This is a genomic window from Roseateles sp. GW823-FHT07B05 (genome assembly GCF_058794515.1).
Genome location: NZ_JBXAGX010000007.1, coordinates 39997 through 53152, shown reverse-complemented (window position 1 = coordinate 53152; position 13156 = coordinate 39997). Strand labels below are relative to the sequence as shown.

Genomic DNA, 13156 nt, shown 5'->3' with positions numbered 1-13156 from the left:
TGCGTTCCTCGGCGGTGCTCAAGGGGGCATACCGAACAGCCGTCGACAGTCGGCTTTCGGGCTTGACTGCCGGCGTCATCAGCTGCTCGCCGCACTGGCCGCAGCCGAGGCTGCCGCATCCGCCGCGCTCGGCGGTGCCAGCAGCACCTTCTCGCCGGCCTTCAGACCGTCCAGCACCTGCACCTTGGCGCCGTCCTGCAGGCCCACCTTCACCTGCCGTGGCGTCTGCTTGTTGGCGGCGTCCAGCACCGTCACCGTGAAGCGCCCGTCCTTGCCGCGCTCGCCCAATGCGACGACCGGCATGGACAGCACCTGTTTGGCCGCGCCGGTCTCGATGTCCACCTGCACCGTCATGTCGCTGAACAGCGCGCGGTCGCGGTTGTCGACCTCGAACAGCACGTTGTAGAACACCGCGTTGCCCGCGCGCTCCGGCACCGGCTGGATGACGCGCACCTTGCCCTCGTAGCGCTTGCCTTCGCCCGACAGCGTCGAGAAGCGGGCCAGCTGGCCCACCTTGATCGCCTGGATGTCGGCCTCGGGCACCTTGGTGCGCACGGTGATGGTGTCCAGGTCCGCCAGCGTCAGGATGACCGGCGTCACCTGCACCGAGATGACCGTCTGGCCCACCTGCACCGGCAGGTTGACGACGGTGCCGTTCATGGGCGCCGCGATGCGGGTGTAGGACAGGTTGACCTTGCGCTTGTCCAGGTCGGCCTGCAGACGCTGCAGGTTGGCCGCCTGGCCGCGCAGGTCGGCCTCGATCTTGGCGAGCTCGGTCTCGGCGCGCTCGGCTTCATTGCCGGACGTCGCCTGGCCGGCCAGCAGGCGCTGCTGGCGCTTGAGCTCGCGGCGCGCCGCGTCGGCGTCGATGCGGCGGCTGTCCAGCGCAGCGCTGGCCTGGGCGACGGCGGCCTCGGCCTGGGCGACGTCGCTGCGGGCCAGGTCGGGGTCCAGGCTGACGAGCAGGTCGCCCTTCTTCACCTGCTGGCCCAGCTCGATGTGGATGGTCTGGATCTGCCCGCTGACCTGCGCGCCGACGTCCACGCGCGTCTTGGCCTGCAGCACGCCAGCCGCCTGCACGGCCTGCGTGATGTCGGCCAGCGCGACGACGCCGCTGGGCGGCGGTGGCGGCACCGACGGCTTGTGGAAGACCGCGACGGCCGCGGCGATGCCGCCGGCGATCAACGCGATGACGATCAGGCGCTTGCGCCAGCGCTTCAGCAAAGAGGCTTTCATGTCCCTCCCAGGACGTCGGGGTCTGGGCCCCGGGTCGACGTTCCGGCGCGGGCCGGATCGGTGGATCAGCGGCCCGGGTGCGCCTGCGTCGGATGCTGCTCAGCGATGGCGGGCTTGGCGAAAGTCATGCACCGGCGCGGGGGCGCGCCCTGGTCAGGGTCAGGGCTTGCCCCGGGGCAGCGCTTCAGCGGCTGTGCGACGTCAGCCGCGCCAGCGGCGACGCGGCACTGACGCCCGGCGCCACGGTGCTGGCGCCGCGGGCCGGCCGGGCCTCTTCGTCGGCAGGGCCACCCGCGGTCAGCGCGGCAATGCTGCCGGGGCTGCGCCTCATCGCCACGCCGACGGCCAGGATGTCGATGACCAGCAGGTGCAGGATGCGGCTGACCATGGGCAGGTGGGTCTCGATGTCCTCGACGTGGTCGACGATCAGCGCCACGTCGGCTCGTCTGGCCAGCGGGCTCTGGCTGGCCGTGATGGCCACGACCTTGGCGCCGCGCTCCTGCGCCTTCTCGACGACCTGCAGCAGCTCCGGCAGCCGCCCGCCGCTGCTGATGACGACGGCCACGTCGCCCTCGCGCAGCACGTCGGCCGCCAGCAGCTGCAGCCGCGGGTCGGTGTAGGCGCCGCAGGGCATGCCGAAGCGCAGGAACTTGAACTGCGCGTCCTGCGCGACGACACCGTAATGGCCCAGCGCGAAGAACTCGATGCGGCCGGCCGCCAGCAGCATCTCGGTGGCGCGGTCGATGGTGTCGCGGTTCAGGTGGCTGCGCACCTGCAGGATGGCGCTGGCCGTGTTGCCCAGCACCTTGGCGCCCAGCTCCAGCATCGAATCATTCGTGTTGACCTGCGTGTGCGTGACCGGCACCGTGCCCGTCAGGCCCGAGGCCAGGCGCAGCTTGAAGTCCGACAGGCCCTCACAACCCAGCGAGCGGCAGAAGCGGATGACCGTGGGCTGGCTGACGCCGGCGGCGCGGGCGATCTCGGCGATGGGGTCGTTCAGGACGGAGCGCGGCTGGGCCAGCACCAGGTCCGCCACGCGCAGCTCGGCCGGCGACAGCTCGCTGCGCGCGCGACGGATCTGCCCCAGGATGGCCGAGCCGGGCGACGCCTGCAGGTTGCGCAGCTGGTTGTCCAGGATGGCCGACGCACCCTTGAAGGTCGCGTTCTCGGCCGTGATGACGAAGGTCGGGATGGCCGACACGTACTCGCGGAAGCGCCCCTTGTCCTCGAAGCGCGCGCGGAACGGGCTGCGGTCGAAGTACTCGCCCAGCCGCGGCACGATGCCGCCGCCGATGTAGATGCCACCCAGCGACCCCAGCGTCACCGCCAGGTTGGCCGCAGCGGTGCCCAGCAGGCCGCAGAAGACCTCCAGCGTCTCCAGGCACAGCGCGTCGCCATCCTCCAGCGCGCGCTGCGTGATGGCCGGTGCCAGCAACGGCTCGGCGCCGGCTACCCCGTGGCGGTGGGCCAGCGCGCGGTAGATCAGCTCCAGGCCGGGGCCGGAGATCAGGCGCTCGTAGGACACGTGGTCCTGGTTCAGGTGCTTCCACGCGAACTTCAGGATGTCCATCTCGCGCTCGTCGCGCGGGCCGAAGTTCACGTGGCCGCCCTCGGTGCCCAGCGCGATCCAGCCTTCGCCGGCCGGGATCAGCCCCGACACGCCCAGGCCCGTGCCCGCGCCCAGCAGCCCAATGACGCTAGGCCGCCGGGCCTGGCCGCCGCCCACCTGGCGCACGTCCACCTCGGCCAGCCGCGGCAGCGCCATGGCCAGTGCGGTGAAGTCGTTGACGACCACCAGCGTGTCCAGCCCGAGGCGCTGGCGCATCTCGTCGATGGAGAACTGCCAGTGGTAGTTGGTCATGCGCACGCGGTCGCCTTCCACCGGGTTGGCGATGGCGATGGCGGCGTGCGCGATCTGCTGCGGGCCGCCCAGGTCCTGCCAGCTCAGGCCCGCGAGGTAGGCGCGCACGGCGGCGTGGAAGTCGGCATGGTCCGCGCAGCGCAGCGAGGCGGTCTGCGTGAACTCGCCGGGGCCGGTTTCCAGCGCGAACCGGGCATAGGTGCCGCCGATGTCGGCAAGCAGGCGGGGGCTGTCGAAACGGGGCATGGGGCGCTGGGCAGGGAAGCTGGAGAGGAGCAAGCGGCGGATTATTCAGCAGGCCGCCACAGGCACCCGGAACGGGCGGCGGGCGACGAAGCGCACCAAAGCGGTTGTAGCTTCACTACAGCCCTCGGGGCAGCCGAGTTTCCCCAGGGAGAAGGACGAGATCGGTGATTGTGAAAGCGTTTTCGCAGTGCAATGCACCGTCTTAGGGCGAGTTTGTATTGTCCGTGCGTTGTAGTTTTGCTACCGTCCGCCCAGCCGAAATTCCACCCACATCTACCAGTGTCTGCCCAAGTCATCCCAGTGAATCTCCAGATCTCATCCCTGCCCGCCGGAGGTCAGCCATGAGCGCCCCCTATCCCTGGCTGGTCGCCGACGTCGGTGGCACCAATGCGCGCTTCGGCACGGTGGCGGGTCCGGGTGCGGCCGTGGAGGACGTGCGGGTGCTGTCGGTCGCCGCTCACGCCGGCCCGGCCGCCGCGGTGCGCGCCTATCTCGAGGGTCAGGCGCCGGGCGCCGCACGCCCGCAGAGCGCTGCCTTTGCGTTGGCCACGCCGGTGCAGGGCGACCGCATCGCGCTGACCAACGGCGCGTGGGATTTCTCGCGCTCCGGGACGCAGGCGGAACTGGGCCTGAAGACCTTTCTGTGCCTGAACGACTTCGAGGCGCAGGCCTTGTCATTGCCCAAGCTGAAGCCGCATCAGTTGCGTGCCTGGGGTGATGCGCCTGTGGCCGATGTCGGCGCGGCGCCGGTCGGCACCATCCTGGCGGTCATCGGCCCGGGCACGGGCCTGGGCGTCGGGGGTGTCATCCGCGCCCCGGGCCTGTGGCTGACGCTGCCGGGCGAGGGCGGTCATGCGACGCTGGCGCCGGGCGACGACTTCGAAAGCGCCGTGCTGGCAGCGGCGCGCCGTGAGTTCCCGCATGTGTCGGCCGAGCGCTTCCTGTCCGGCATCGGTCTGCCTGTGCTGTGCCGTTCGGTGGCGTCGGCGCTGGGGCAGGGCGAGGATGTTGCCGCGCTGCCGGCCGACCAGATCGTCGCGCGCGGCCTGTCGGGCGAGTCGCCGGCCTGCGTGCGCACGCTGGAGTTGTTCTGCGGCCTGCTGGGCAGCTTTGCCGGCAATGTGGCGCTGACGCTGGGCTCCCGCGGCGGCGTCTTCATCGGTGGCGGCATCGTGCCGCGCCTGGGCGACTATTTCTTCCAGTCGCAGTTCCGGGCCCGTTTCGAAGCCAAGGGCCGTCTGCACACCTTCGTCGACGGCATTCCCACGCTGCTCATCACCGACACGCTGGCGGCCCTCTCCGGCGCCTCGCTCGCCCTCGAACAGGCTGAAGCGTGACGCGCCGCGGCTGGCGGTGCCCGCCGTTTCCGGCCTGACCCGACGACGGCGCCGCAATCGCGGCGCCGTTTCTCTTTCTGCCGCCTGACCTAGCCTGGTTGCGCTTTCAAGCGACGGGCCTGCGGAGCCCTGTTCGGACATGAATCCGCACCGCTCCTTCGCTCGATTCGCATATGTAGCTTGACTACAAATTGCATGAGAGGGAAATTGCTTTCAGGCGTGGGTGCATGATTTTTTGGCCATGTAATGCTTTTCATCCCTAGTTTTAGGGCCAAAAAAGCGATGAAATCGCATGTTCCTGGGGTTTGCGCAAGAAGGTGTGTTGTCTAGTTTTGGTACAAACGTAATTGAAATGTTGTGTTTTGCGAAGCGAGAGAGCCGCGGCTGCGGTTCGATGTCGCGGGCGAGACCGCTTTCCAACAAACCAGAGGAGACCTACATGAGCATGAACCAAGACCCGTGCGGCGCCCAGGCGGCTGCATCGTTCGGCGTCAACCCGGTGGCCATCGGCTGCGCGCTGCTGATCGCTGCCACGGGCGCTGCGGCGCAGCAGCCCCAGCAGTTGGACACGGTGACCGTCACCGGCATCCGCAAGGGCATCGAGGACGCGATCTCGGTGAAGCGCAATGCGACGTCCGTCGTCGAGTCCATCTCGGCCGAAGACATCGGCAAGCTGCCCGACGTCAGCATCGCCGAATCGATCTCGCGCCTGCCCGGCCTGGCGGCCCAGCGCGTCAACGGCCAGGCGCAGCAGATCAGCATCCGCGGCACGGCGCCGGACCTGTCGTCGGCGTTGCTGAACGGCCGCGAGCAGGTCAGCACCAGCGGCGACCGCTATGTCGAGTACGACCAGTACCCCGCCGAGTTGATCGGCGCCGTGACCGTCTACAAGACCGGTGACGCGGCGCTGGTGGGGCAGGGGCTGGCGGGCACGGTCAACTTGCAGACGGTCAAGCCGCTGAGCTTCGGCAAGCGCACGCTGGCCTTCAACGTGCGCGGCGAGCGCAATTCAAACGGTTCGCTCGATGCCGGCGCGCCGGCCAACGGCAACCGCGTCAGCGCCTCCTACATCGACCAGTTCGCCAACAAGACCATCGGCGTGGCGCTGGGCTTTGCGCATAGCGATCGCCCCAACAGCCGCTATCGGGCCGAGGCGTGGAACTGGGTGGCCGCCGGTAGCGTGGCGGGCGCCGGCGCGGCCAACACCTCGGCGCGCTATCCCGAGGGCCTGACGGGCATGTTCTATACCGGCCGCGAAAAGCGCGACGGCGTGATGGGCGTGGTCGAGTTCCGCCCCAGCAACACCTTCTCGTCGACGCTCGACTTCTACCGCTCGCAGTTCAAGTACGAAGAAACCCGCCGCGGCATGGAGATCCCGCTGCGCAGCGGCGACGGCGCGGTCTTCAGTTCGACCGCCTTCACCAACGGCCTTGCGTTGCAGGGCGCGGTGCAGGCGACGCCGGTGGTTCGCAATAACCGGCTGGACCGCGACGACAAGCTCGGTGCCGTGGGCTGGAACAGCAAGTGGACGTGGGATGCGTGGACGGTTGTGGCCGACCTGAGCCGCTCGACCGCCGATCACGACCAGTCGCTCATCGAGATCAACGCCAGCCGCGGTGCGGACACCATCGCCTACAACGTCACCGGCGACGTGCCGACGCTGACGTTCGGCAGCGGCTACGACAGCAATGCGACGCTGAAGATCGGCGGCCCTTACTCCAACGGTTATGTCAACGTGCCGAAGTTCCGCGACAAGCTGAGCTCCGCGCGTCTGGATGTGTCGCGTGACATTGAGGGGGGTGCGATCTCCAGCGTCGACCTCGGCATCAACTTCTCGCGCCGCGAGAAGGTCCGCCAGCATCTGGAGACGGGGTTGACCGTGACGAACGCGAACTTCGACTCCGCTGACCTGCTGCCAGCGACCAATCTGTCGCGTGTCGGCATGCCGCCTGTGCTGGCCTGGGACATCGACAAAGTGCTGGCGCACAACTTCCAGGTCTACACGCCGGCCGTGCTGAACCCCTGGGGTGCGACGAAGAACTGGCAGATCAAGGAAGACGTCGTCACGGGCTATGCCAAGCTGAATCTCGACACCGAACTGGGCGGGCGGGCACTGCGCGGCAATGTGGGCCTGCAGGTCGTCAACACCGACCAGAGCTCCACCTCCAACGCGCTGCTGCAGTGGCCGCTGGCCGGCCTGGTGCCCGTCAGCGACGGCAAGAAATACACCGACGTGCTGCCCAGCCTGAACCTGGCCTGGTCGCTGGCGGATCAGCAGCAGCTGCGCTTCGGCATCGGGCGTTCGATCGCGCGGCCGCGGCTGGATGAGCTCAATGCGTCGTTCCAGGTCGGCTTGTCGTCCGGCAACACCGGCGTGCCCAGCGGCAGCGGCGGCAATCCCAAGCTGGACCCGTGGAAGGCCGACTATGTCGACCTGTCGTGGGAGAAGTACTTCGGCAACAAGGGCTATGTGGCCGTCGCCGGCTTTTACAAGAAGCTGAAGTCCTACATCTACAACATCAGCTCGCCCTACGACTTCAAGGACTACCCGCTCACCGGCACGGCGCCCGACGGCACGCCGATCCAGCCGACGACGACGTTGGGCACCATCACCCAGCCGGTCAACGGCCAGGGGGGCTGGTTGCGGGGGCTGGAGCTGTCGGCATCGCTGCCGCTGGACATGGTCAGCAGTTCGCTGGCCGGCTTCGGCGTGCAGGCCAATCTGTCCCTGACCAACAGCTCCATCACCGTTCGCGATGCCGGCTACCCCGACCAGGCGCTGCCGCTGCCGGGCCTGTCCCGCAACGTGCTCAACCTGACGGCCTACTACGAGAACGACGGCTTCTCCGTGCGGGCCAGCCGCCGCAGCCGCGGCAATTTCCTGGCCTCCGTGGGTGGCATCGGCGGCAACACGGACAGGACCTTCATCAAGGGCGACGTCGTGGTGGACCTGCAGCTGGGCTACGAGTTCCAGGGTGGTGCGGCCAAGGGGCTCTCGGTGCTGCTGCAGGTCAACAACCTGACTGACTCTGCGTACCGGACCTATGGGGCCAGCGAAGACCGCTTCCGCATCTGGGAGAAGTACGGCCGCCAGACGCTGCTGGGTGTCAGCTACAAGCTCTGAGCAACCGGCCGTGAGCCCAAGCCCGGCTTCGGCCGGGCTTTTTGGATGCGCAGACCCGTAACACAAGCGCTGGGCGGTGTGTGCATGAGGTGCATGCGGAATGTGCGTTGCTCACGAGTTTGTGGCTTGTAGGTGCGCTTGTAGTCGGATGTAGTTGCGCTACAGATTGGTGCGATCTTTGGGTTTGTCTGGAGGTTGTTTAGCGATTTAACGTCGATTCCATGCTGGTTTACCCTGGGTATTGGGCTGAAATCAGGTCGTTTCTACGCAACGTCTAGGGTTTACGCAGGTGCGGAGAAAAATCTAGTTTTGATACAAACTAGCCCGAGACGTTGGGTTCTCGCCCAAAAGTTGTGCGCCAGGTGCTGGCGCCGGGTTGCGGGCCAAGCCGCTTTCCAATGAACCACAGGAGACATCCATGACGACGAGTAGTGACAAGTTCCGTATCAGCCCGGTGAGCATCGGCTGCATCTTGCTGATGGCCGCTGCGGGTGCTTCCGCTCAGCAACAGGCCCAGCAACTGGAAACGGTGGTCGTCACCGGTATCCGCAAGGGCATCGAGGCCGCGATCTCGGTGAAGAAGAACGCCGACAACATCGTCGAGTCGGTCTCCGCGGAAGACATCGGCAAGCTGCCGGACATCAGCATCGCCGAGTCCATCGGCCGCCTGCCCGGCCTGTCGGCGCAGCGCGTGGCCGGCCGCGCCCAGGTCATCAGCGTCCGCGGCCTGTCGCCCGACTTCGCCACGTCGCTGCTGAACGGCCGTGAGCTGGTGAGCACCGGCGACAACCGTTCCGTCGAGTTCGACCAGTACCCCTCCGAGCTGCTGGCCGGCGTGAGCGTCTACAAGACCCCGGACGGCGGCCTGGTCGGCCAGGGCCTGTCGGGCACCATCGACATGCAGACCGTGCGCCCGCTGAACTTCGGCAGCCGCGTGCTGGCCCTCAATGTGCGCGGCCAGAAGAACTCGCTGGGCGGCGCCGCCGGCGCCAAGGGCACGGGCAATCGCGTCAGCGTCAGCTACATCGACCAGTTCGCCGACCGCACCGTCGGTCTCGTGCTGGGCTATGCGCACCAGGAAACGCCCATCCAGGAAGAGCAGGTCGGCCTGTACGAGCCCTGGCAGTCGCTGGGCGACGGCTGGCGCCCGGGCGTTGCCGCCGGCACCTTCTACTCCGACGGCATCAAGGCGCTGCGCCGCACCGGTGTCAGCAAGCGCGACGCCTTCCTGGCCACCGCCGAGTTCCGCCCGAACAAGAACTTCACCAGCGTGGTGGACTACTACCACACCAAGGCCAAGCAGGAAGACACTGCCAACCAGTTCGAGGTCAACCTCAGCGGCTACAACGGCGGCTACTCGCCGGGCCTGAACATCACGTCGCCGGTGGTCAACGACAACAAGACCTTCGTCGGCGGCAGCGCCAGCGGCCTGTACCCGCTGGTGCGCGGCATGTACAACGACCGCAAGGACACCATCGACGCCTTCGGCTGGAACAACAAGCTCAAGCTCGAAGGCGGCGGCTCGCTGACGGCCGATGTCAGCTACTCCAAGGCCGACCGCAAGGAAATCAGCCTGGAGAACAACACCCAGCTGGCGCCCACCGGCTCCACGGCGCCGCTGGACACGTTGAAGCTGAATTTCGCCGCCGGCGGCTTCCCCAGCATGGTCCCGACGCTGAACTACTCGGACCCGACCAAGCTGTTCCTGCGCGGCACCATCTACGGCTCCGGCTACGGCAAGACGCCCAGCGTCGAAGACGAGCTGAAGTCGATCAAGCTGGCGGGCAACTTCCCGCTGCCTGAGGCGATCAAGGGGCTGTTCCAGGACGTGGACATCGGCATCAACTACGCCGACCGCTCCAAGAAGAAGCGCCAGCCGGAAGGCAACATCAACGTCGGTGCCCAGGGCGACACGGCGATCGCGTCGGACCTGCAGTACTCGCCGGTGGACCTGAGCTTCGCCGGCCTGGGCAGCATCCCGGCCTGGAACGTGCCGGCCGCCGTCTCTCGCTACATGACCTTCAGCCCCAGCGAGACCAGCGCCGCCTACCTGATCCCCAAGGCCTGGAGCGTGTACGAGAAGACCACGACCGGCTTCATCAAGGGCAACATCGACAGCGAGCTGGGTGGCATTCCGGTGCGTGGCAACGTCGGTGTGCAGGTGATCCGCGTTGACCAGTCATCGGACTCCAACTACTGGGACAACAACGCGCCGGCCGGCAGCAACATCAAGCCGTTCAGCGACGGCAAGGTGCGCACCGACGTGCTGCCCAGCGCCAACCTCGCGTTCTCGCTGGCGAATGACCAGACCGTGCGCGTCGCGCTGGCCCGCCAGATGGCGCGTCCCCGTGTCGACCAGCTGCGCTCGGGCATCGAGTTCGGCGTGGACAGCGCCACCGGCAAGCCCGGCGCCAGCGGCGGCAACCCCAAGGCCGACCCGTGGATCGCCAACGCCTTCGACGTGTCCTACGAGAAGTACTTCGGCACCAAGGCCTACGTGGCCGCCGCGGCCTTCTACAAGGACCTGAAGAGCTACATCTACACGCAGAAGCAGGACGGCTACGACCTGAGCTCGTTCACCAAGACCTACGTGCCGCCGAGCACCTGCACGACGCCCGCCGGTCCGAACCAGCCGTGCCCGGCCGCGCTGCCCACCGGTACCTTCACGGCACCGTTCAACGGCAAGGGTGGCAGCCTGTCTGGCGTCGAGCTGTCGGCCTCGCTGCCGCTGGGCCTGGTGTCCGACTCGCTGAAGGGCTTCGGCATCGTGGCCAGCGCCAGCTTCACCAACAGCGGCATCAAGATCCAGGATCCCGAGAGCGCTTCCAGCGTCGGCGGTGGCGACATCGCGCTGCCTGGCCTGTCCAAGCAGGTCTACAACCTGACGGCCTACTACGAGATGAACGGCTTCGAGGCCCGCGTCAGCCAGCGCCGTCGCTCGGACTTCATCGGTGAAATCGGCAACTTCAACGGCGCCCGTACGCTGCGTTACGTTGTCGGCGAGAACATCACCGACCTGCAGCTGGGCTACACCTTCAACGAGGGGTCGTTCAAGGGTCTGGGGCTGCTGTTCCAGGTCAACAACCTGACGAACGAGGGCTACAGGACCTACGCCGGCACCAAGGACCGCCCGCTGGAATACGTCAAGTGGGGCCGTACCATCCTGCTCGGCGCGAACTACAAGTTCTGAGCTGATCAGCACCCCAACCCCTGCCGTCGTCAGACCCGGCAGGGGTTTTTCTATTCCGGGCCGCCCATTGGGCCGCCGCGTGCGGGGCATGCAGCGGCGGGAGGCCCATTCCCTCTCCCTGTCGACATGAAAAAGCTTTGCCTACCTTTGCGCGCCCCGATGCGCCGTCGTGAGCTGCTGGCCGGCGCGGCCCTGTCCGCCGCGCTGCCCCCGGCCTGGGCGCAGGCGCCGCTGCCGGTCGACGCGTCCCGCTTCTTCGCGCGGGCGCAGATGACTGGGGCGGTGCTGTCGCCAGATGGCAAGCGGCTGGCGCTGCGCAGCCGGAGCAAGACGGGACGGATGATGCTGTCGGTCCTGCCGCTGGACACGCTGAAGCCGCAGGTCGTGTTCGGCGTGGATACCGATGACGTCGGCCAGGTCGTGTGGGTCAACAACGACCGCCTCGCCTTCGACCTTGTCGACAGCACCGCCGCGGATGCCGACCAGGATGCCGCGCCGGGGCTGTTCGCCGTGGACCATGACGGCAAGCGCTTCAAGCCCCTGGTGGAGCGGCAGCGGACCTGGGTGCGCGATGGCGGCGACACGCGGCGCGTCCAGCCCTGGAACACCTTCCTGCTCAATGGCAGCACGCAGCGCCAGGGGCCCGAGGTGCTGGCGGTGCGTCCCGAGTCCTACAGCAACAAGGAAGTGGGCTACATCAAGCTGCTGCGCCTGAACACGCTCACGGCGGTGGACGAGGAGGTCGATGCGCCGCTGCACAGCGTGGACTGGCTCGCCGATGCCGACGGCCAGCTGCGTGTCGTCGTGACGCACCAGGACGAGAAAGGCAGCCTGCGCTGGCGCGACCCCGCGAGCGGCCAGTGGAAGACGCTGCGCGAGTTCAACGTGTTCACGGACGACGGCAATCTGCAGGTGCGTCATGTCGGCGCAGATGGCCGGCTCTACGTGGCCGCCCGGCGCGGCAGCGATCGGTTGTCGATGTGGACCATTGACCCGGCGACTGGTGAGTTCTCTGCCCAGGCGCTGGCCTCATCGCCGCAGTTCGACGTGGACGCGACCGTGGTGTCGCGCCGGGACCGCGTGCTGGGCCTGCGTTTCACCATCGACGCCGAAGTCACGCAGTGGCTGGATGCCGACATGCAGGCGCTGCAGCAGCAAATCGACAAGGTGCTGACGCGCACGGTCAATCGCCTGACGGTGCCCTGGACCGGCGACGAGCCCTGGGTGCTGATCGAGGCGTTCTCGGACACCCAGCCGACGCTGTTCCTGCTCTTCAACCGCAGCACGCGCAAGTTCACCCGCCTGGGCAGCGAGCGGCCCGACGTGGACCCCAAGCAGCAGACCGGGATGGACCTGCAGTGGCTCAAGGCGCGTGATGGCCGGGCGCTGCCGACCTGGGTCAGCGTGCCGGGCCAGACGCCGCAGGCCGCGGGCAAGAACCTGCCCACCATCGTGCTGGTCCATGGCGGCCCGTGGGTCAAGAACACCAGCTGGCGATGGGACGAGGAGGTGCAGTTCCTCAACGCGCTGGGCTACGCGGTGCTGCAGCCGCAGTTCCGCGGCACGCGCGGGCTGGGCAGCAGCCATGAGCACGCCAGCTGGCGCCAGTGGGGCCGCGCCATGCAGGATGACCTGGCGGATGCGGCCCGCTGGGCCATCGGCACCGGCCTGGCCGACCCCAAGCGCATCGCGATCATGGGCGCCAGCTACGGCGGCTACGCCACGCTGATGGGCCTGGCCCGGGATGCCGCGCTGTTCCGCTGCGGCGTCGCATGGGTGGGCGTGACGGACCTGGACCTGCTGTACGGCGCGCACTGGAGCGACAGCAGCGACGCGTTCAAGCGCCATGGCATGCCCACCCTCATCGGCGACAGGGTCAAGGATGCGGCCGAGCTCAAGGCGAACTCGCCCATCCACGTCGCCGCCCGCATCAAGCAGCCTGTGCTGCTGGCCTATGGTGAGCGCGACCAGCGCGTGCCGCTGGATCATGGCAAAGCCATGCGCAGCGCGCTGCAGGCTGCCGGCAATGCGCAGGTCGACTGGATCACCTATCCCAAGGAAGGCCATGGCTGGCGCGACCCCGCCACGGAGGTGGACTTCTGGAACCGCGTGGCGCGCTTCCTGGCCCGCCATCTCGCCTGAGCCCGTCTGCCTGAGCCCTC

Annotated in this window: 6 protein-coding genes; 4 read left to right on the top strand and 2 right to left on the bottom strand. The window is 67.8% G+C overall.

Annotation, left to right across the window (positions count from 1 at the left end):
• Positions 1-78: 78 nt before the first annotated feature.
• Both AC1Q7O_RS16280 and AC1Q7O_RS16275 read right to left on the bottom strand, forming a co-directional pair.
• Positions 79-1236, bottom strand: a complete 1158-nt coding sequence (locus AC1Q7O_RS16280; protein ID WP_492658760.1) for an efflux RND transporter periplasmic adaptor subunit — start codon at positions 1234-1236, stop codon at positions 79-81.
• Between the two features lie 184 nt (positions 1237-1420).
• On the bottom strand, positions 1421-3343 hold the full coding sequence (locus tag AC1Q7O_RS16275; RefSeq protein ID WP_492658761.1) for a glucokinase: 1923 nt from the start codon (positions 3341-3343) through the stop codon (positions 1421-1423).
• A gap of 341 nt (positions 3344-3684) precedes the next feature.
• Here AC1Q7O_RS16275 and glk point away from each other — a divergent pair, with 341 nt between their 5' ends.
• The 4 genes from glk to AC1Q7O_RS16255 all read left to right on the top strand — a co-directional run bounded on the left by glk (position 3685) and on the right by AC1Q7O_RS16255 (position 13136).
• Complete coding sequence (gene glk / locus AC1Q7O_RS16270; RefSeq protein ID WP_492658762.1) at positions 3685-4680, top strand: glucokinase; 996 nt, start codon at positions 3685-3687, stop codon at positions 4678-4680.
• 439 nt (positions 4681-5119) lie between these two features.
• A complete protein-coding gene (locus AC1Q7O_RS16265) occupies positions 5120-7804 on the top strand; it encodes a TonB-dependent receptor (protein WP_492658763.1) in 2685 nt (894 codons plus the stop codon).
• 418 nt (positions 7805-8222) lie between these two features.
• Positions 8223-10994, top strand: a complete 2772-nt coding sequence (locus AC1Q7O_RS16260) for a TonB-dependent receptor (RefSeq protein ID WP_492658764.1) — start codon at positions 8223-8225, stop codon at positions 10992-10994.
• A gap of 159 nt (positions 10995-11153) precedes the next feature.
• Positions 11154-13136, top strand: a complete 1983-nt coding sequence (locus AC1Q7O_RS16255) for an alpha/beta hydrolase family protein (protein ID WP_492658765.1) — start codon at positions 11154-11156, stop codon at positions 13134-13136.
• The last annotated feature ends 20 nt before the right edge of the window (positions 13137-13156 follow it).